Below are 20,938 nucleotides of genomic sequence, written 5' to 3' on the forward strand. Positions count from 1 at the left end.
TATGACTTCCCCCTTGATTCTCATTGATGGCTCATCCTATTTTTTTCGTGCATTCCATGCACTACCGCCTTTGACTAACTCAAAAGGGCAGCCCACAGGAGCGATTTATGGGGTAGCCAATATGATTAAAAAGCTGATTAAAGATTATCAGCCTGAAGAATTAGCTGTGGTCTTTGACGCCAAGGGGAAAACCTTCAGGGATGACTGGTATGCAGAATATAAGGCCCATAGGCCTCCTATGCCTGATGATCTCAGCTCTCAATTTGAACCTCTAATCCAGCTATTGCAGGCAATGGGACTTCCCATCTTGATTATCGAGGGGGTTGAAGCAGATGATGTGATCGGGACTTTAGCTAAGCAGGCCACTGAACAAGGGATTCCGGTAGTTATTTCTACTGGCGATAAAGATATGGCCCAACTGGTTAATGAACACATTACATTAATCAACACCATGAGTAATACCTCTTTAAATGTGAATGGAGTGCAGGAGAAATTTGGAGTCAAGCCGGAGCAGGTTATTGACTACCTCACCCTTATTGGTGATAGCGTCGATAATATTCCTGGTGTCACTAAATGCGGACCCAAAACTGCGGTAAAATGGCTTGTCGAGTATCAAACCCTCGATAACCTGATTCAAAACGCCGGCAAAATCAGTGGTAAAATTGGCGAGTACTTACGCACCAGCATTCCCCAATTGCCCTTATCCAAAAAATTGGTAACCATCAAAACAGATGTGGTTTTACCCTTAAAATGGGGTGAGCTAAAACCCGCTCCGGTAAACAAAGAGCGCTTGATTGAATTAACGCGTGAATTTGAATTCAAGGGGTGGCTTAAAGAGCTTTTAGAGGCGGAAGAAAGTTCCTTGCAAGAAAAACAACCCGGTATTCCCGTGGAAGTAATTACGACTAACCAGCAATTAAACCATCTGCTTAATCAGTTGGAGTCAGCTGGCGTTTTTTGCATCAACACCGAAACAACCACCCTTGAGATTATGCTGGCCGAGATCGTCGGTATTTCGCTAGCCATGGAAGAGGGAAAAGCAATCTATATCCCCTTAACTCATATTGACGGAACCCCACAATTAATTCGCGAAGAAGTATTAACTGCGTTGAAACCGATATTGGAAAATCCGCATATTAAAAAAGTGGGAAAAAATCTCAAATATGATTATTCCGTTTTAAAAAATTATGGCATCACCCTAAAAGGCATCAGTTATGACACCATGTTAGAGTCCTATGTACTCAACAGCAGCAGTGGGCGGCATGATATCGATTCATTAGCCTTGAAATACCTGGGGCACAAGCCAATGACTTATGAAGAGATTGCTGGCAAAGGGGCAAGACAACTGCGATTTGATCAAATTCCCGTGGGTGAGGCAGCAGCTTATTCCGGACAAGATGCAGAAGTTATATTACAACTGCATAATAAACTCTTTCCTTTGCTCCCTGAGTCGGTGAAGCGTGTATTCAACGAAATAGAGATTCCATTAGTTACTGTTCTTGCGGATATGGAACGCCTGGGGGTATTGATTGATTCAGCGGCTTTGAAAAAGCATGGAACTCGTTTGAAAGAGCGAATCCAGGAATTAGAACGCGAAGCATTAGAACTGGCAGGCAAACCTTTTAATTTGAACTCGCCTAAACAATTACAAGAAATTCTCTTTGATTTACACAAGTTGCCTGTACTTGTAAAAACGCCCACCGGCCAACCCTCCACTGCGGAGTCTGTATTACTTGAATTGGCTTATGATTATCGGCTTGCTGCAGTGATTCTTGAATACCGCGGTCTGACTAAACTGGTATCTACCTACATTGACACATTACCTAAAAAAATTAATTTGCAAACGCATAGAGTACACACCTCCTATAATCAGGCGGTTACTGCTACAGGCAGGCTTTCTTCAAGTGAGCCCAATTTGCAAAATATCCCTATTCGGAGTGAAGAGGGCCGTCTGATTCGCACGGCATTTATTGCACCGGAAAACTGTCTCATCCTTGCTGCGGATTACTCCCAAATTGAGTTACGGATAATGGCCCACTTATCACAAGATGAAAATTTGTTAAAAGCGTTTGCTTTGGGTTGGGATATTCACGCAGCGACTGCCAGTGAAATTTTCCAGACGCCGCTTGAGGACGTCAGCAGTGAACAACGACGTAGAGCCAAAGCAGTCAATTTTGGATTAATTTATGGGATGTCTTCGTTTGGCCTGGCCAAACAAATCGGGGTGGAGCGCCAGGATGCACAATACTATATCGACATGTATTTCAAACGTTACCCTAAAGTCCTGGAGTACATGAATCGAACCCGCCAGCAAGCCCACCAGCTGGGCTACGTTGAAACATTATTCGGGAGACGTTTGTACCTTCCTGAAATCAATACCCGCAATATGGTGCGCCAGAAAGCGGCCGAACGCACGGCAATCAATGCTCCCATGCAGGGTACTGCGGCAGACATTATTAAGAAAGCCATGATTTCGATTGCAGCCTGGCAACAAGAACAGGACAATGCGCCGGCAAAAATGATCATGCAAGTACATGATGAATTGGTTTTTGAAGTGAATAAGGAAGAAGTAGAGGCCAGTAAGAAAATTATTCGGGAATTGATGGAACAGGCTGTAACCCTTTCTGTTCCCCTGGTCGTTTCTATTGGAACCGGCAGCAATTGGGATGCTGCCCATTAAGGCCTTATTTTATGTATGGTGCGTTGCCCAATAAATATTCAACGCATCCCCATATTCAAGAGGTTTGATAATTTGTCCTCTGACATTTAAATCCTTAATCGCGAGCTTATCCTCTTTTGTATAGGCATTTGTCAAAATAAATACTTCTGTAAAAGCTAAAGAAGGTTCCTTACGAATAATTTTTAGCAAGTCAATTCCATTTACTTTAGGCACATTAATATCAAGAAGAATTACTTTTGGGTGAATTTTTTCTTGGCCATCGCGACCAAATAATTTATTTAAAGCTTCTTCACCATTCGAAGCAACTTCGATAGCACAAGTTTCTTTAACTTTTTTAAATATCCGCTTTACACCCTCGACATCTACAACATCATCCTCGATATAAAAAATATCTACGGTGTTTTCGTGGGTTTCCATAGCATTCTCCTTCCACATTCCTGTAGTTAAAATTTGTGGAATACTGGGAAATTATTGCTAAAAACTTAGATAGCATCAAAACCAAACCATACCTTAAGTTAAGTATAGTACCAATTAACTCAAGTAATAAAAAATATAAATTATTGCCTATAATTTATAGTACATAACTTAAGGAAACCAATTATGTATCAACTGGATAAAACAATCCATTTTATGCTTGTAGATGATGATGCGATAGACATTAAAGACATGCAGAGAACCTTCAGGAAAAATAATATTCCAAATCCACTGCATGTGGCAACTAATGGGTTAGAAGCCTTAAATAAATTATTGGGACAAAACGGAGAGAAAAAAATAAGCCCTACCCCCAGAATAATAATTTTGGACATTAACATGCCTAAAATGAACGGTATCGAATTTATGAAAAACATCCGGGCCCACAAACAATTAAAGTCACTCCTGGTTTTTATTCTTACTACCTCAAATAATGAAAAGGACATCATGGATGCATACAATTTAAACGTCGCAGGTTACATCGTAAAACCATTTCAGATTTCAGATTTTATGGAAATCATTTCATCATTGCATCATTATTGGAATTTGCTTGAATTTCCGAACAAAAAATAGGAAGTTTGGTTATATTTTTTTAAGCTCTTTAGGCCAGGTAAATGACATGGTAGTCCCATGCCCTACTTGCGATTGAACCATCACTTTTCCGCCTTGAGATTCGACAATTTTTTTCACAATACTCAAACCTATTCCCGTAGATTCCAATTCATCCCGTGATTTAAGCGTTTGAAAAACGATAAATATTTTATCAAAAAATTCTGGAGGAATTCCGGGTCCATCATCTTTTATAGTAAACAGGTAAAAGGAGCCCAATGATTCAGCCTCAATTTTAATTGTACCTTTCTTTCGATGATGATGTTTTATGCTATTGCTAATCAAATTGGAAAATACCTGCACTAAGGGAATCTTCGCTGTTTTAAACGTGGGTAGATGTTTAGGATAACAAATTTCAAATCGGCCCTCGGGATTAAGGTTTTCCATAACCTCTTGCAAAACTGCTTTTATATCCACAAGTTCAACATTCAAGTCAATACGGCCTGCACGCGAATATTTTAATATCCCATCAATTAAGTTGGACAAGCGTAATGTCCGTTGCCGTAATAATGCCAAATGCTCTTTTGATTTCTCATCCAACTTGTCGGCATTATCCTCTTCAATCCAGGTAGCCAGTCGTTCGATTGCACGCAAAGGAGCTTTTAAATCATGTGAGGTAATGTATGCAAAGTGTTCCAATTCTTCGTTGGTCTTAATCAATTGATCTTCAATACGCTTTGCTTCGGTAATGTCTTTGGAAATGATGAGGTAACCAACTGGGTTGCCTTTATCGTCCCGTCGCAAGGTTAAGGTAACTGACGCAACAAAACGGGTGCCGTCTTTGCGAACCCGTTCAAACACTTCCTCCGCTTTTCCATCCTGCAATCCCCTTTGCATAAATTCCTTGGCCGCTCCGGATTTAACATCTTCAGGAAGATGCAAATCGAGGATATTTTTCTTGTTAATCATTTCAGAGGCATGAAACCCGTAATTACGGAAAGCCCCTTCATTCCATACGATTATTTTTCCGTTTAAATCTGTAGCTATAATGGAGTATTCAAGGGAACTTTCAAGTATATTTTGCAGAATGCTTTTTGCATAAAAAGTGTCTTCTGTCTTTAAGGTTTGCACTTCTTGGTCGAGCATGTCTTTTTCTTGCATACCCTCTCCTTCCCTTGTTTTTTTAGCCCTCCTCAATTTTTGGCTTAAAGAACCAAGAGTTTTCTTTCCCCTCTTTTTTTTATGTTCGTGAAATACATTTTTTTTCGAACCAGAAGCATTCTGTGTCCTTTCAAAATTCATAGTCAATTCCCTAAGAGAAAATTTTAACGATGTTAACTGAAAAAGGGATCACTATTATTATAGCTCTGTTTCAAGGACTTGCTGGATTCCGGGTGCTTGTTCAGGTAAAAAAGGGCAAAATAGCCGTTTTGATGTAAAAATTTACTTTTTTCCGTCAGCGCCTAGAGACAATCAAGATGATAACTAACTTGCCTTTTCGCATGAGTTACATGTGAGTAAGCTTGTTGTTTCTCATTGACCGCTTCGTCAAAATAATAAGCCCAGGTTTTTTTAATGCACTCCGGAGTTACTGTTTTGGCCCAGGTATTGAATCCATTAACCAAGCGGTTATGTTGAGTAAACGTTTTGGCAAAAGCGCTACGCATAAATTCGGAGTCTGACCAGGCAATTAAGGGAAGATGGGGATATTTTTGCAGAATAACAGCTGCAAGTTGGGGGCCATGAGTTGATAATTCATTAATTAAATTCAATTCACCATCAATAATAACCAAATCGGGCAGCTGGGTATCTAGGAAAGACAAAGCATCCTGGCTAGTACTTACCACCTCTATTGACACTGATGCAATTACTGATTCCAATAGTCGAGACAAGCAAAAAGCGTTAAAAGCACTGTCTTCAATAATTAATACACGCATCGCATCCGGGCTCCCTGTTAGTTCGTAATTTAGTATAAAGATCAAACCTTAAGGAAGAATTAAGAAATAATTTTTAGAAAGATTTATTTTTTATTTTTATAATAGAAAATGAAGCAATTATTTGAGATGAACATGTTTGATATTAAAGCCGAGGTAGTGGATGCGGAGAATAGAATTCGTCACCACATCCGTGAAACTCCCTTAGATTTCTCGGTTCCATTGAGTAACCTGACGCAGGTGAATCTTTTTTTGAAATGTGAAAATTTACAATATACCGGTTCCTTCAAAGTACGGGGGGCCTTGAATGCCTTATTGTCTATTAATAACAGACAACAAAAAGGTATTGTAGCCGCATCAACAGGAAATCACGGCGCTGCTATTGCTTATGGATTAAATAAGCTCAATCTTCCGGGTATTATTTTCCTTCCAGAAAATGCAGCTGCCACTAAAAAAGAAAATATCGGTTATTACACGCAATCTTTAAAACTTTATGGCAGGGATTGTGTGGAAACTGAACTGCATGCACTCGAGTATGCAAAAGAACAGGGTATGATGTACATATCACCCTATAATCATTTGCAAGTGATTGCCGGTCAAGGGACTATAGGTCTGGAACTAAAACGTCAGCTGGATTCCATCGATGTGATTTTTGTTCCTGTGGGCGGAGGGGGGTTAATCGGAGGAGTGTCCGGATATATTAAAGCGGTTTCACCCAAAACCAAAATTGTAGGTTGTTTGCCTGAACACTCCCCTGTTATGTCAGAATCAGTGAAAGCAGGAAAAATAATTTCGCTGGAAACCTTGCCGACGCTTTCTGATGCAACTGCTGGAGGTTTAGAGCCAAACTCAATGACTTTTGACCTCTGTCGTGATTATGTGGATGAGTTCATTTTAGTTTCGGAAAACGAAATTAAAGCGGCCTTGCTGACCGTGTTGAACATGCACCACTTATTAGTCGAGGGAGCTGCTGCCGTAGCTCTGGCGGCCTTTTTAAAATGTGCGCCCCTCTATCAGAATAAAAATGCGGTTGTTCTTTTAAGCGGTGCCAATATAAGTCTGGAAACCTTAAAAAAGGTGTTGACCAATTATTGAATTGGGAAGATGGTGAGGTGGGCAGCTTAACGCGCTCCACCACCCACACCGCCAATACCCCCATGGCCACTTCCTCCTTCCCCGGAACCTTCTCCACCAAAACCTTTCTCATTAGTTGAGGAAAAGGGTTTATTCACCGTGCAGGAGCTAATAAATAAAGCCGCCCCAAACAAACACAGCACCAAAATAACTTTTTTAAATGGGTTCATTAGTGACATGAGTTATTCCTTTTTGGTTCACTCCGTAATGTATGGCGTCTGCTTAAGACCTCTTTGATGGTTAGACAATAAAGACTTTCTTTTAAAATATAATACAGGTTGGCAGAAAATTCCTAATGGGGGCCTTCCCTTATTAAAAATAAGAATCAGCAACAAGCTCATCAATTACCTTTCTTGCCTTTTCGATTTCCAATGGGTTGGTACCGGATAATCGGGCCCATACAATTAAGGCCTTCCACAATGCCCATCCGCGGGCACGTGCCCAGGTGGCTTTATCAAGCTGCAAGGTATTTCTAAAAGTTTCGCGGCTCTCTGCTTTAAAAAAGGTCCAGGCAATCACCAAATCACAAGCCGGATCACCTATGGCCAATTGCCCAAAATCAATAACTGCACCCAGACGCCCCCCCTTTACCAATAAATTGCCGGGGGCAATATCTCCATGGACCCAAACTGGCTCAGATTGCCAGACTTCTTTAAGTGCTTCAGTCCATATCGAAGAAATAATTTTTACATCTATTTGCTGATGCAAAATAGTAATTGCTGCGCGCGTCTCTGCATCATAGGTCTTTAGTGGTCCTCCGCGAAAGAAACTGTGCTCGCCAGCTAAGGGCCCACCCTTGGTTTTAACATTCTGTAATTGCAGCAAAAATTGGCCTAAGTCGGCGGCAAATTGATTCATATCGCTAATACGTTCAATTGATGCAGTGTCACCTTCTATCCACTGATAAATGGACCACGGCCAAGGATAATCTTTGCTTGGTTTACCTTGTGCTAAAGGTCTGGGAATTGGCCAAATAAGATGAGGGGCAAGGTAGGGCAACCAATACTGTTCCTTTTCTACTTGAAGCGCATAGGATGCGTCGCTGGGAAGGCGGACCGTCATGTCGGCGCCTAAGTGGAAAGTCCTATTGTCCCAACCACTAAACTCCACCGGTTTAATGGCTAAATCTGACCATTGGGGAAATTGTGAGTTAATCAGTTTGCGTACAAGTGAAACATCGATAGGTAAAGTCATAATTGATTCCGCAAAACAGGCGTTGCTCCCAAAGGGTACCCAACACTTATCCGATTTTTTTGAGGAAAAGCCTATACCTCAACATCATGCGCTAACAAGCGTCGGTTCGCCCGAAAATACGTTGCAGGTGAATATTCCAATAAATCAGAGAGTTTTTCCATGTAAATACAAGCAAAACGATCCACTTGATAGGCAAAATAACTTTCCTCTGCGCCCGCCCGAAAAATTCGCTCCCATTTTGGATTAAAATAGTTTTTTTGTTCTTTCAGCAATTTGGTTAGCTGCGCATCAATCCTGCTGATTTGTGCTTGCAGTTCCTGAATTTCCTGACTGTGTTGTTTGGACCCCTCATCAATCATTTTGGTGTATAAATTGACGTATTGTTGTTCCAAATCTTTTTTTATATCCATTGCTTCGCTGATTTCTTTCTCTATAGGCATGGCCCGTGCCTGGGCGGCAATTTCCTCCCCAAGCTCTTCAACGACCAAGGCAGTTCGCCAGTTGCAATCTTTCTTCAAGCGCAGGATATCGCCATAGATATGATCCCCAATATAAAGAATTTCATCCCCCCGAACATGCAAATCTTCGGTAAATTTCTTTGCATTACCTCCTTGATATACTCCGGGAACTATGGGACCAATTATATTGGTCATGGTGCCATTTACCGGATTAACTGCTAAAAAACGCAAGTTATCATAAAAAAAGCGAGGCTTATTCGCTAAAGTAATGACAAATTCAAATAAATTAATCCAGCTTTCACCTTTCTTTAAAAAGGGGTTAATCGCATATTCCAATAAAAGCTTTGTATAGGAATAATCGGAATTAGTCAGTATAAATATTTTTTTACCATGATGAATAAAATGCTTCAAACCTTCGACTAATGCGCGTTCCTTGATCACATAGGTAGGTAAATTTTTACTGATAATAGTTTTTAAGCTGCCGTCCGAGTGTACCTTATCTACACAAAATTGGACGTCTTGGGCGATGTTTTGATAACCGGGGATTTCATCCGCATACTCCGTATCTTTCAATTCGACTAACTGCCCATATAGAACACAAAATGCAATCGAAAAAGCAGTGTCGATGGCCATATAGTTGGGATCACCCAAATCAACATAAATGCTGCGGTAAATTTTCTGCTGCTCTGCAAAATCAATGGGTTTGGTGCCATGATAACTTTGCCGAATGGCCCCGTAGCGGCTCAGTTTTAAGATGTTGCCGTTCTTACTGTCGATGACTAAACCCCGAATTGCATCGTGATAATTAAAATTTAATTTCTTAATCGCTTCGGGATAATGTTTCACCTCTACCAATTGTTCTTTAACCAGCTGATAAACCAAAGATTCAAAGTTTTCAGAATTGTAACGAATCAAGGTGTGATCCATATCCAGACCAATTAGCTTAATCTTTTTCATATTTAAAATTCGGTTTACATAAACTTTGTGTTCATTCATCAGATTAAACCTGTTTGTTAAAAAGTAGTCTGGTTGAGTTCGCATAACCCCGAAGCACAAGCCGTTTGTTTTGCGCACTCGTTACTTGGGGATGCTGATTCCTCTATTTCACGCGCTTCACACCATCTGAAGATGCAAGCAAGATAACATCCGCTGCCCGATGTGCAAATATACCATTTTCCACCACCCCGGTGATCCGGTTAATCCGGTCTTCCATTTCCAAAGGGTCGTTGATAGTTAAATTAAAAACATCCAGGATTATATTACCGTTATCGGTAACAAAACCCTCTCGGTACTCCGGATCACCTCCCAATTGCACCAATTGGCGGGCGACCATGCTTCTTGCCATGGGAATAACCTCTACTGCCACAGGAAATTGTCCTAAACGGGTTACCAGTTTTGACTCGTCCACAATGCAGATAAATTGTTCTGCCATTTGGGCTACAATTTTTTCGCGCGTATGGGCACCACCACCGCCTTTAATCATTTCGCCATGTTCTGTTACCTCATCTGCGCCATCAATATAAACTGGAAGATCCACTACTGAGTTCAAATCAATCACCGGGATACCCTCTTTTCGAAGCAAGGCTTCCGTTGCTTTGGAGCTTGATACACAGGCATCTATTTTATGTTTTATAGCAGCCAATTCTTTGATAAAGAAATTAACTGTAGATCCGGTACCTACACCTACCACCGTGTCATCTTCGATATATTGCAATGCGGCTTTCGCCGCTTTCATTTTTAATTCACTCATTAAGTGCCGCTCCCCTTCTTTGCCTTACAATTTCATATAAAGACACCCCAGTAGCTACAGAGACGTTTAAACTGGAGACACTGCCTGCCATCGGCAAAGAAAATAAACCGTCACAATTTTCGCGGGTCAAGCGTCTTAATCCTTCTCCTTCAGCCCCCATCACGATTGCTACATTTCCAGTGCAGTCTGTTTGGTACAGGGAATGGCTTGCCTCACCGGCTGCCCCATAAATCCACACCCCATGTTCCTTCAAGAGCTTCATGCTGCGCGCCAAATTGGTCACCCGCACTAGAGGAATCGCCTCTGCCGCACCGCAAGCGACTTTACTGACTACAGGAGTGATGCTTGCACTTTTGTCTTTGGGAATCACTACAAAATCAACCCCGGTTGCATCTGCAGTGCGTAAACACGCGCCCAGATTATGCGGGTCTGTGACTCCATCGAGGATAAGAATCAAAACCGGTTGTTTACTCGATTCCAATAAGGCAAGCAAATGGGATTCATTATATTCAGGTAAAGAAGAGGCTGCGGCAACAACTCCCTGGTGAGTAAAATCTGCAAAACGCTGATTCAGCTTTTGCATACTCAATTGTTCAATACTAACGCCGGCTTTGCGGGCTTTATCGATAATATCCTGCAGCCGCTTGTCCGTACGGTCTTCACTGATGTAGAGTTTCTTAGTGACTCGATGTGGATTGATTAACAAAGCAGAAACCGCATGCACCCCATAAACATACTGCTCACTCATGACTTACTGTTTCCTCTATGGGCTCAAAATCAATTTTACGTTCATCCAAATCAACACGAGCGACTAGGACCGTCATTTTATCTCCCAAACGATATACATGGCCCCCACGTGTTCCAATGAGCCGATGTTTCACTGAGTCAAAAGTGTAATAATCATTTTTTAAAGACGTCACATGCACCAAACCTTCAACATAAATTTCATCAAGTTCCACGAAAATCCCAAATCCAGTCACTGCAGAAATTCGGCCTTTGAATACTTGTCCTAATTTATCCTGCATGTACTCGCATTTTAGCCAGGTTACCACTTCCCGTGTCGCTTCATCGGCCCGCCGCTCGGTCATCGAGGCGTGTTTACCCAGGCGATTCATATCGTCATGCGTATAAGCGAATTCCGCAATTGGGTTATTATCGAGTAAATGGCCAATCGCCCGATGAATTAATAAATCAGGATAACGCCGGATGGGTGATGTGAAATGAGTATAGGCAGAATAAGCCAAGCCAAAATGCCCTTCATTGGCCTCCACATATTGCGCTTGTTTCAAAGAGCGCAGCATCACCGTTTCAATAAGGTGTTTATCCGGTCGGCCTTCGATTGCATTCATTGTACGTTGAAAATCTTTGGGCCCCGGTTTTTTTCCGCCGCTCAATTGCAAGCCCAACTCACCTAAAAACTGTCTTAATGCCGTAATTTTATCTTCTTCAGGCGCAGCATGCACCCGGTATAATGTAGGGATTTTGGCCTTTTCTAAAAATCGGGCCGTGGAAACGTTCGCAGCCAACATGCATTCTTCTATTAGTTTATGCGCATCATTGCGGATCACTGGAACTATACATTGAATTTTTTTATTTTCATCAAACTCAATGCGGGTTTCAGTAGTCTCAAAATCCATAGCCCCCCTAAGCTTACGCGTAACCAGCAAAACCTGGTACAAATCATGAAGAGCTTGTAAAGTAGGCCATAAAGAAGTGTGTTGTTCATCAGTACTCCCCTGCTCAAGCCAGGAACCTACCTGGGTATAGGTCAAGCGCGCATGTGAATGGATGACTGCACGATAAAAACGGGAACGGGAAATCTTTCCTTCATTACTGATTGCCATTTCAGCAACCATACAGAGTCTGTCGACATGCGGGTTTAATGAACATAAACCATTGGATAACGCTTCCGGTAACATGGGAATTACTTTACCAGGAAAATACACTGAATTACCTCGACGCGCTGCTTCTTTATCGAGTGCAGAATCTTGCATTACATAATTACTGACATCAGCAATTGCAACATATAATTGAAAGCCGCCTTTTGGTTTCTTGTAACAATAAACTGCATCATCAAAATCTTTCGCATCTTCGCCATCAATGGTCACGAAGGGCAGCCCCCGCAGATCGGTGCGTCCTCTAATTTGTTCCTCCGTAACATGCTGCGGAATTTTTGCAACGTCAATGCTCACATCTTCTGGCCATTCAAAGGGGATTCCATGGGCATAAAGTGCAACTTGAATTTCCATGCCTGGCGCCATATGCTCGCCCAAAACATGAATGACTTTCCCTATGGCTTGAGTCCGCTTGCTGGGGTAGGTTATCAATTCAACCAAAACAATTTGACCATTTTTAGCACCATTCACCATTTCTTGAGGAATAGAAATATCCTGGGTGAGATGTTTACTGTCTGGCAAAACAAAATTGACCCCATGATCGGTGAAAAACCGTCCCACAACTGTCGCATTGGCATGCTCAATCACTTCGTGGATTTTCGCCTCCGGCCTTCCGCGGCGATCCACGCCAACCTGATAGGCCAGCACCACATCTCCATGCATCACTGCCCGCATTTCTTTCGCAGACAAAAACATATCTTCGGAACCGTCATCAGGAATAAAAAAACCATAACCGTCTGGATGTCCTTGCACAGTACCGCGCGACAGGTTAATTCGTTGCATTAAACAAAAACGGCCGCGCCGGTCTTGCATAATTTGTCCATCGCGCAACATAGCCTTAAGTCGAAATCCCATGGATTCCTGCTTGCGTTCATTGCTGATATGCAATTTATCGAATAATTGATTGCGCGACATCGGCTTACCGTATTCATTAAGAATTTCCATAATGAATTCGCGGCTAGGGACAGGATCAGTATATTTTTCACTTTCTCGTTTATAAAAGGGGTCTTTTGATTTCTTGCTCACGTATATCCTGTTTGTATTTTGTTGTCATTGTATGAATTTATCCTTTATCAAGTCATTTTCTACCACTTATCCATGAAAGTAGCAAGATAAGCGGTATTTAGCATACTTATTGCTTCGATACAGGAATTACAAATCCACGCGCGCCCACTGCCGCAGTCAATGCCGATAAGGACATATCTTCTGCTGCCCAAAAAGTACTGCTTTTGTCCTTGGCAGGAATTTTCACCCCTTTCCATTTACATACTGCAATAAGCCCCTCACAAGGTACTTGTTGTTCATGACCGGGTTTGGATTCAATGCAATTTAAAGCAAAAGGACCTTTATTTAAGGACAATGCAGACCAGTTCCCCGCTTGTAATCGAGTTGTCCAGCCCGCACTGGCGCTTGGATTGGTGACTGGGTGGGTAATCCATAAATCAGTAGAGGCGAGATTATGGATAAATATCAGGCTGCTTTTTTTAGCTTTCAGGGTCACTGATTCCCCTTGAACTGCAATGGCCTGGCATCCAGCAGGCAAAGTTGATTCAGCGGCCACACCAAAGGCCCAGAGTGAACAACACAAAAAAATCAAACTTCTCATGACCTTCCCCCAAAATAGAAAATAATTGTTCTCTAACGTAAGCAGTTCAAAATAAAATTATATAATTAGCTATGTTGCTTGTCAGCCTTACTTGCTAAAATCAGCATGAACTTCTCATGAGCCATTATCAATATGCATATCTGGATTGATGCTGATGCGTGCCCCAAAGTAATTAAAGAAATTTTATTTCGCGCTGCAGTCCGTACCAAAACGCCGCTCACTTTAGTGGCCAATTCTTTTATTTCCTATCCTAACTCACCTTTTATTCGCTCAGTCCAGGTCACTAAAGGTTTTGACAGCGCCGATCATTACATCATGGAACATGTACAGCCCTTCGATTTGGTTATTACCGCCGACATTCCTCTGGCAGCAGAAGTTATTGCTAAAAAAGGGTTGGCAATTAATCCTCGTGGAGAGGAATATAACGAAGCGTCCATCAAACAACGTTTGAATTTAAGAGATATACATGAACAATTACGCGCATCAGGTCATTATTCAGGTGGGCCGGCGGCATTAAGTATCAAGGAAAAAACTGCTTTTGCCAATGCTCTGGACCGATGTTTGGCAAAGAAAACACAAAATTAGTTTTAAATCAATGAGATGCTCCTAAATTTGACAAATACTCACGGGCAACCTAGATTTTAAGTAGGTTCAAAATGGACTTTGGCATGAATTTTAGAAAGCGGGTTACGCATCTTTTATTAATTCTATTCTTATTTACCGGAAATGCATCTGCTGACAATAAACAATCCATTATGGTAGGCGTTTCCAAATTTGCCCCCCCTTTTTCTGCAGCCGATACAAGTAATCATTATTTTGGTTTTTGTATTGATATCATGAATGAAATTTGCAAACGGCTTAATGAAACATGTGAATATAAGGCCGTGACCTTACAAGATCAAATGGATAACCTGAACTCGGGTAACATTGATATAACTTTCCCCCCTTATCCCATACCCAATATAGGCGCACAGGGCTACATTTACAGTTTGCCTTATATGACCAGCAATGGACAGTTCTTAACCACGTCTTCCAATATAAAAACTCTTGCGGACATTAAAAATAAACGGATAGGTACAGTTCGGGAAACCCATCTTAAAAGCATGCTTTTACTGTATACAAGTGCAGATAACATTAAAGAATATCCAAAAGTTTCTTCGATGATTATGGCCTTACTTAATGATGACGTTGATGCAATAATTATGAATATAAATATTTTTAAGTACCTTACTATCAATAAAGTAATCGACTTTAAAACCGTAGGCAATCCCGTTATTTTGGGGAATGGCTATGGGATCATGGCACTCCCAAAGAATACCGATTTAATTAATAAAATAAATAAAGTGTTGCTACAAATTGAAAACGATGGAACCTATGAAACAATTTATAATAAATATTTTGGTTCCAATTTGTAGCTCCAGACAGTATGCGTTAAACTGGCATCCATTTTCAAAGATACAGGAATAAACATGCCAGACAGTATTAATGTCTCAGACATAACCACTCTCCATAAAAATTGTATTATTCATTGGAAAGCCTCAGGCATCGTGCACCAACACCAGGACTTCTATCGTTTGATTGAAGAAAACCATGCATTTAACTATCAACTTTGGCACGCAGAGGATAGAGCTCGGCGGGATGATCAGGGATATGAGTTCGTATATCAGGCCAAAAGAGAAATTGACCGCTTCAATCAATTGCGCAATAACCGTATGGAAGCAATGGATGAATGGCTTTTCAACACCCTGCAGCCGGAACATTTTAAAAACTGTCCGGTTAACTCGGAATCCCCGGGAATGATCATTGACAGACTTTCTATTTTATCCTTGAAATCCTATCATATGGAGCTGCAAAGCAAGCGCGAAGATGCCACAGAAGAACATCGGAAGAGTTGTGCGCAAAAGTTAATGGTCATAAATCAACAATTGGAGCAATTATCGCAGTGCCTGCAAGAATTGCTTGCAGATGTTAGAGAGAAAAAACGCACTTTCAGAATTTATCATCAATTTAAAATGTATAACGATCCTAATCTAAACCCCGAATTGTACTGCCGCCGAGGGTAGTTGAAGTATGCTGGGTGAGATCAGTATCGCTTCTTGAATGAGGTAAGGTGCGGTCGGGGGAGGTTTTTTGAGGGTTGAGGTTTTTATGAAAGAAGAAACTCCAGGAAGAGAAAAATGAACCGCCTCTCGACAGGGAATCCGGGGCTTTGTTTTTGACCTGCTCACCTGATTCCCCTTTTGACTGGGTTTTTATTTTGCGCACCGACCCCTCTTCAAGATTGGTTTCTTTGGTTTTGGGAGCGTTAGGTTGACCTTGGGGGGAACGCCCCAGGCCACGTGCCAAAGCCCTGAGACCTAAAACAGATGAAAAAAGTACCCCGTTGGCAATCGCTAATGCCCCCATTATTGGCGTATCATGCAAATGTCCTTCCGCGTCGATTTCCTGCGTGGGGGTCATAACAAAATTAGAAAAATTATATCCCTTCGATAGACCTGAGGCGAGAGAGCGCCCCACTTCACAACGTTCCTGAAAAAAACTCTGGGGTGAGGAACTGATCGCAAGCCCATCTTTTAATGAAGTCTTAAAATTATCTGAGGTTAAAATACTCGTATCATTTTGTGCTTCCAAATTTTTCTTCATTTCCTGGATTTGGGCAAAAGGATGGTCTTTCTCATTTTCAATTTTTTGCTGCTGCAAGAATTGATGATGGGTATACAACATATAAGCAGTCATACCAATCATTAATGCCAAGCCAGAGATAATAAAGCCAGCGAGTAATAAAGGAGGAAAGGTACTTGCGGTAATGAGGCATACGGAGGCCACCGTAAATAAAATACTCGTCACTACACCATAGGCAAATAACCCATATTTCATGCCGAGCAAAGCCGCAGTTAGATAAGTGTGGCTTGTCTGGTTTTGCAATAATTCGCGTTCTTCTTCAAACTCGCGAATCAATTGGCAAAGATTTTGTTTTAATAGAAAGATTTCCAGGAGATCTTCTGTTTTACGATGATCGTTCAACTCAAGTAATTTCGCGTAAGTCAGTTCCAATTCTTTGGTTGTGAGTGCCAACTTACATCGGGTTTGGGTAATTTCCAAACGTAGTTGAAAATCGTATTCTTCATAAATCCGTGAAACAACGCAGGCTAATGTATAAAAAGCGCCGAGTACCGACATGGCGATAAACAGAGGGGGAGCAAAAATTGCAAGACTCCCAACGCCCATGTAAAGATATAAACCATCAATTAATCCACCAATCCCTACGGCAAAATAAGCTTGAAGGCGCTCATTGACGTCCTGATATTTAATGCGCGATAAATAGGAGGAGCGGTCTATGGGTGTTAATGAGGTCAACTGCTGGATTTCAATTAAAAGCTCTTTGTTCTCATTCATGAACTTTTTACGTTGCTCGACCATTCCGCGTATCCAGTAGCGATTGGCGGCAGCAAATAGACCTAATACCAAACCTACAGGGACAATCATATATTTAAGGTCCATCCCACTGATCAGACTTAAAACCTGGACTGTACTTCGCCATCCTTTATACGCATTTTTTAATCCCTTCATCACATCCCGAAAATAGGGCCAGGCAGCTGCTATGAATTTTTTTACTGAATCATTTTCTTCGCCGTCAAACACGCTTGCGAAAAAGGAAAAAGACACTAAAAAAAGTGCTTCGGCAGTAACTGCAGCAATCCCTTCGGGTGAGGTTAATATTCGATGGATGGAAACCGGATCATTCTTGGCGAGAAATACTTCTAAAAAGTATTTAAACATGCTGTAAGAAGAGCTTAGAGAATCCAGTACGGCATAAGCGTGGTAAATATAGCGGTCTTGGTCAAGTTTTTGAGCGAGGAGTCTACTTTGCGCGTCGATACGGCCGGCAATAGCCAGGAGGAAAACGAGTTCTTTTGAATTTAAAAAAGATGAACTTTTTTCGTCCTTATTAGACATTCTTACACACGGAAATGGCCGTAGTTAGGATGGCGCGAATTATATAGATAATTGTGCTTGATGTCAATAATCACTTCATCCTGAATCAAAAAAACACAATTATAGGGCTAATTGATAATGATATCATACCCAGTCCGTACAAAAAATATTTCTTTAAACTCAATTAGTGTTGTGACTTGGGAGCCAAACCTGCTACGATATTGCACTAATATAAACAACTCAGGAAAGAGGATTAAATGAGACAAATACTTGCTCTCTTTATTTTTGCAGTACTAATGACTGGATCTGTTATGGCATCAAATGAAACACAAATTTATGGTTATGTTGAGAAAGTTTCGTTCCCGGAGAAAAATTTAACTCTTTCGGCAAAATTGGATACTGGAGCCAAATCCGCTTCTTTGAATGCGACCAACATCACTGAAATTACTAAAAATGGCGTGCCCTACTTACGTTTTATTGTCCCGACCAAAACGGGTGACTACCAATTTGAAGCTGAGTACAAAGGACGGGTAAAGATAAAAGTTCGCGATGGGGAACATGGATCTGAAATATTAGCCCACGCACCAATTAAACGTCCCGTTGTCCTGCTTAGCATACAACTTGGCGATAAAGTACGCACAATTAAAGTGAATTTAACCAATCGCAAGCGTTTTCTTTATCCTTTACTTTTAGGAAGGGATGCAATTATTGCTTTTAATGGTGCGGTTAATCCTGCACTGACCTTTACGTTAAGAAATCAGAGCATTAAGAAACAATGAAAAACAACACGCGTCATGTTTATGGGCTTATTTTTACTTTATTTATCCTGGGAGCAGGGATTTTTTTGTACCGGCACTTTGTCCTAGATGTCCCTTTGACTGACACAGAAACAATAAACAGTTGGACAATTGAATCGAATTTGCGCTTTATTGCCGACCCTAATACGCCGATTAAGGCGAGTTTTAATATTCCCTATTTACCGCCACATTTCGCCATTCTTGATGAGTATTTTGTATCAAGAAATTATGGGGTAACAACCAATTTAAATGGGGATAATCGGGAGACAGTTTGGTCAATAAGGCGTGCTCATGGCCCACAATCCTTATACTACAGGGCCATCTTTCGCCAAACGGAGGGAAATGAATCCCCCCTCGGGGCCCCTCCAGCAGTAAAAACCCAACCTCTTGAAGAAAGTCAAAAATCTGCAGTTGAAACCATTACCAATCAGGTAAGACAGTCCTCAGCCGACATTAAAACCTTTGCTCAAAGCACCGTTAAAGAATTAAATAAAAAAGATGGCAATGCCAAGTTATTGACTGGCAATGATTTTAGTGATGAGCATCTTATCAATGCAGCAATTCTTATTTTGAATCAATCTAAAATTTCTGCAATCCCGGTCAAAGGGATTTATTTATCCCAAAAAAATAAAGCCGAGCTCAGTTCATATCTGGCCGTTTTCAATGGCAAAAACTGGGTTTATATTAATCCTAAAACAGGAAGTGCGGGGCTGCCTAAAGATTTTCTAATCTGGCAGTATGGTAATGAACCGGTATTTAATGTTGAAGGTGGAAAAAAATCTCAATTCAGCCTTACCGTATCGCCCACCCCCATTAATGCATTAAGCATTGCCAAATCGAGAGGATTGCAATCAGACTCACAGCTGTTACGGTTTTCTTTATTACAATTACCTGTTAATGCACAAGCTACCTACAAAATTTTATTAACAGTACCTATAGGTGCTTTTATTATCCTGATTCTGAGAAACTTTATCGGCATTAAAACCTTCGGTACCTTTATGCCTGTTTTAATTGCCTTGGCCTTTAGAGAAACGCATGTTATCTGGGGCATTTCCCTCTTCGTCATCATCGTGTCGTTTGGCCTGCTGGCACGCTTTTATTTGGATCAATTAAGGTTGCTCTTGGTACCCAGACTTGCGGCTATTCTTACTGTAGTGATTTTGTTAATGATATTTATTAGTGTCCTCAGTCAAAGCCTTGGCCTGGATGCGGGTCTTTCAGTGGCCTTGTTCCCCATGGTTATTTTAACGATGACCATAGAACGGATGTGTATTACCTGGGATGAGCGAGGAGCTTCAGAAGCTATAAAATCCGGAATAGGAAGCCTTGTCGCTGCGGTTATCTCTTATTGGGCAATGTGCTATGAACCCTTGCAATATCTTGTCTTTGCATTCCCTGAACTGCTTTTGGTCCTGCTCGCACTCATATTATGGTTCGGTCAATATCGTGGATACCGCCTATTTGAATTGAAGCGCTTTAAATCACTTGCGAGACATGTAGAATGATTACCCTGTTTCGTCGTTTAAAAAATCATGGGATTTTAAGTATCAATCAGCGCAATACGGATTTTGTCTTGCGTTATAACCCAAGAAAATTGTTCCCGCTGGTAGATGACAAGTTAAAAACAAAAAAACTGGCGCTTAAAGCAGGAATTGCCGTACCGCCTTTGTACGATATTATCGAGACAGAACAGCAAATTAAAACCATTGAGGAACGCCTGGAGCCTTATAATGACTTTGTAGTTAAACCGGCACGCGGCTCAGGTGGTGACGGTATCCTGGTTTTTAAAGACAAAGTTTATGGGCGTTATCGACAAATTAATGGTAAATTAACCACAACCCAGGAGCTAAGCTACCATCTATCTTGCCTGCTTTCAGGCGCTTACAGCCTCGGCGGTTCCTCGGACTATGCCATTATTGAGAAACGCGTAGTTGTCGATCCTGTCTTTGCTGAGGTAAGTTATGAGGGCATTCCCGATATCCGCATCATCAGTTTACTGGGCTATCCTGCGATGGCCATGGTAAGACTGCCGACGCGTTTGTCAGGTGGAAAAGCCAATTTACATCAAGGCGCAATTGGCGTGGGGGTCGATCTTGCCACCGGCAAAACTCTTGGCGGTGTCTATCATAATGACATTATTGATTATCATCCCGATACCCTGAACCCTATAGTCAATATCGAAGTTCCTTATTGGAATAAAATCCTCGAAATTGCTTCCAGCTGTTATGACCTCACGGGTCTTGGCTATCTTGGGGTAGACATCGTGCTTGATAAAGATCAAGGGCCGTTAATGCTTGAGCTCAATGCACGACCCGGCTTAAACATACAAATTGCCAACAGGGAAGGCGGGTTAAAACGCTACCGAGCAATCGAGGCGCATTATAAAGACCATCCCAAGGAAACAGTTGCTGAAAAAGTTGCTTTCAGCCGCGAGCATTTTGCCCGTCTCAAATAATAATAGCTTTTTACAGTAAAGCCTTACCCAATTAAATATTGAGTAAGGCATTTTTTATGCAGATAAGTACTTTTTTGCT

At 41.4% G+C, this 20,938-nt stretch carries 20 protein-coding genes; 9 read left to right on the top strand and 11 right to left on the bottom strand.

Annotated features, from left to right (window positions below):
• Window position 1 precedes the first annotated feature (1 nt).
• The gene (gene polA / locus KYQ_RS16360; RefSeq protein ID WP_010655210.1) at window positions 2–2,680 is read left to right on the top strand and encodes a DNA polymerase I; all 2,679 of its coding nucleotides are present in this window, start codon (window positions 2–4) and stop codon (window positions 2,678–2,680) included.
• Between the two features lie 9 nt (window positions 2,681–2,689).
• Here polA and KYQ_RS16365 read toward each other — a convergent pair whose 3' ends face one another.
• Window positions 2,690–3,097, bottom strand: a complete 408-nt coding sequence (locus tag KYQ_RS16365) for a response regulator (RefSeq protein WP_010655211.1) — start codon at window positions 3,095–3,097, stop codon at window positions 2,690–2,692.
• A 183-nt stretch (window positions 3,098–3,280) separates the two neighbouring features.
• Here KYQ_RS16365 and KYQ_RS16370 point away from each other — a divergent pair, with 183 nt between their 5' ends.
• Window positions 3,281–3,724 carry a response regulator gene (locus KYQ_RS16370; protein WP_010655212.1) on the top strand — a complete coding sequence of 148 codons (444 nt, stop codon included), beginning with the start codon at window positions 3,281–3,283 and terminating at the stop codon, window positions 3,722–3,724.
• Between the two features lie 9 nt (window positions 3,725–3,733).
• Here KYQ_RS16370 and KYQ_RS16375 read toward each other — a convergent pair whose 3' ends face one another.
• Both KYQ_RS16375 and KYQ_RS16385 read right to left on the bottom strand, forming a co-directional pair.
• Window positions 3,734–4,861: a sensor histidine kinase gene (locus tag KYQ_RS16375; RefSeq protein ID WP_231294580.1), complete on the bottom strand. Its 1,128-nt coding sequence runs from the start codon at window positions 4,859–4,861 to the stop codon at window positions 3,734–3,736.
• Between the two features lie 302 nt (window positions 4,862–5,163).
• Window positions 5,164–5,637 carry a response regulator gene (locus KYQ_RS16385; protein ID WP_010655214.1) on the bottom strand — a complete coding sequence of 158 codons (474 nt, stop codon included), beginning with the start codon at window positions 5,635–5,637 and terminating at the stop codon, window positions 5,164–5,166.
• A 132-nt stretch (window positions 5,638–5,769) separates the two neighbouring features.
• Between KYQ_RS16385 and KYQ_RS16390 the strand changes: the two genes are divergently transcribed.
• Complete coding sequence (locus tag KYQ_RS16390) at window positions 5,770–6,729, top strand: threonine/serine dehydratase (protein WP_019350323.1); 960 nt, start codon at window positions 5,770–5,772, stop codon at window positions 6,727–6,729.
• Between the two features lie 26 nt (window positions 6,730–6,755).
• On the opposite strand, the gene KYQ_RS16395 is transcribed toward KYQ_RS16390, so the two are convergent.
• From KYQ_RS16395 to KYQ_RS16425, 7 genes are all read right to left on the bottom strand, one after another.
• Window positions 6,756–6,947, bottom strand: coding sequence for a hypothetical protein (locus KYQ_RS16395; RefSeq protein ID WP_010655216.1), 192 nt, complete (start codon window positions 6,945–6,947; stop codon window positions 6,756–6,758).
• A 133-nt stretch (window positions 6,948–7,080) separates the two neighbouring features.
• Window positions 7,081–7,962 (bottom strand): aminoglycoside phosphotransferase family protein, encoded by an 882-nt coding sequence (locus KYQ_RS16400; protein WP_010655217.1) that lies wholly within the window; start codon window positions 7,960–7,962, stop codon window positions 7,081–7,083.
• A 71-nt stretch (window positions 7,963–8,033) separates the two neighbouring features.
• Window positions 8,034–9,416: an HAD-IG family 5'-nucleotidase gene (locus tag KYQ_RS16405; RefSeq protein ID WP_010655218.1), complete on the bottom strand. Its 1,383-nt coding sequence runs from the start codon at window positions 9,414–9,416 to the stop codon at window positions 8,034–8,036.
• Between the two features lie 103 nt (window positions 9,417–9,519).
• The gene (gene rpiA / locus KYQ_RS16410; protein ID WP_010655219.1) at window positions 9,520–10,170 is read right to left on the bottom strand and encodes a ribose-5-phosphate isomerase RpiA; all 651 of its coding nucleotides are present in this window, start codon (window positions 10,168–10,170) and stop codon (window positions 9,520–9,522) included.
• On the bottom strand, window positions 10,163–10,918 hold the full coding sequence (gene rlmB / locus KYQ_RS16415; protein WP_010655220.1) for a 23S rRNA (guanosine(2251)-2'-O)-methyltransferase RlmB: 756 nt from the start codon (window positions 10,916–10,918) through the stop codon (window positions 10,163–10,165). Before rlmB ends, rpiA begins: the two co-directional genes overlap by 8 nt.
• Window positions 10,911–13,091, bottom strand: coding sequence for a ribonuclease R (rnr, locus tag KYQ_RS16420; protein ID WP_010655221.1), 2,181 nt, complete (start codon window positions 13,089–13,091; stop codon window positions 10,911–10,913). Before rnr ends, rlmB begins: the two co-directional genes overlap by 8 nt.
• A gap of 106 nt (window positions 13,092–13,197) precedes the next feature.
• Complete coding sequence (locus tag KYQ_RS16425; protein WP_010655222.1) at window positions 13,198–13,671, bottom strand: hypothetical protein; 474 nt, start codon at window positions 13,669–13,671, stop codon at window positions 13,198–13,200.
• Window positions 13,672–13,803: 132 nt separating this feature from the next.
• Here KYQ_RS16425 and KYQ_RS16430 point away from each other — a divergent pair, with 132 nt between their 5' ends.
• The 3 genes from KYQ_RS16430 to KYQ_RS16440 all read left to right on the top strand — a co-directional run bounded on the left by KYQ_RS16430 (window position 13,804) and on the right by KYQ_RS16440 (window position 15,734).
• On the top strand, window positions 13,804–14,256 hold the full coding sequence (locus KYQ_RS16430) for a YaiI/YqxD family protein (RefSeq protein WP_010655223.1): 453 nt from the start codon (window positions 13,804–13,806) through the stop codon (window positions 14,254–14,256).
• 83 nt (window positions 14,257–14,339) lie between these two features.
• A complete protein-coding gene (locus tag KYQ_RS16435; RefSeq protein ID WP_019350324.1) occupies window positions 14,340–15,086 on the top strand; it encodes a transporter substrate-binding domain-containing protein in 747 nt (248 codons plus the stop codon).
• A gap of 54 nt (window positions 15,087–15,140) precedes the next feature.
• Entirely contained in the window at window positions 15,141–15,734 is a 594-nt protein-coding gene (locus KYQ_RS16440; RefSeq protein WP_010655225.1) for a DUF4254 domain-containing protein, read from the top strand.
• Here KYQ_RS16440 and KYQ_RS16445 read toward each other — a convergent pair.
• Complete coding sequence (locus KYQ_RS16445; RefSeq protein WP_010655226.1) at window positions 15,697–17,628, bottom strand: hypothetical protein; 1,932 nt, start codon at window positions 17,626–17,628, stop codon at window positions 15,697–15,699. The two genes, KYQ_RS16440 and KYQ_RS16445, sit on opposite strands and share 38 nt — an antisense overlap.
• A gap of 236 nt (window positions 17,629–17,864) precedes the next feature.
• Between KYQ_RS16445 and KYQ_RS16450 the strand changes: the two genes are divergently transcribed.
• From KYQ_RS16450 to KYQ_RS16460, 3 genes are read left to right on the top strand one after another with little or no spacing between them, the layout of a single operon-like run.
• Complete coding sequence (locus KYQ_RS16450) at window positions 17,865–18,386, top strand: ATP-dependent zinc protease family protein (protein WP_010655227.1); 522 nt, start codon at window positions 17,865–17,867, stop codon at window positions 18,384–18,386.
• Window positions 18,383–19,909, top strand: a complete 1,527-nt coding sequence (locus KYQ_RS16455; RefSeq protein ID WP_010655228.1) for an inactive transglutaminase family protein — start codon at window positions 18,383–18,385, stop codon at window positions 19,907–19,909. The genes KYQ_RS16450 and KYQ_RS16455 overlap by 4 nt, the downstream gene beginning before the upstream one ends.
• A complete protein-coding gene (locus KYQ_RS16460; RefSeq protein WP_010655229.1) occupies window positions 19,906–20,859 on the top strand; it encodes an alpha-L-glutamate ligase-like protein in 954 nt (317 codons plus the stop codon). Before KYQ_RS16455 ends, KYQ_RS16460 begins: the two co-directional genes overlap by 4 nt.
• Window positions 20,860–20,938: the final 79 nt, after the last annotated feature.

The sequence above is a fragment of the Fluoribacter dumoffii NY 23 genome, assembly GCF_000236165.1.
GTDB classification, from domain to species: domain Bacteria; phylum Pseudomonadota; class Gammaproteobacteria; order Legionellales; family Legionellaceae; genus Legionella; species Legionella dumoffii.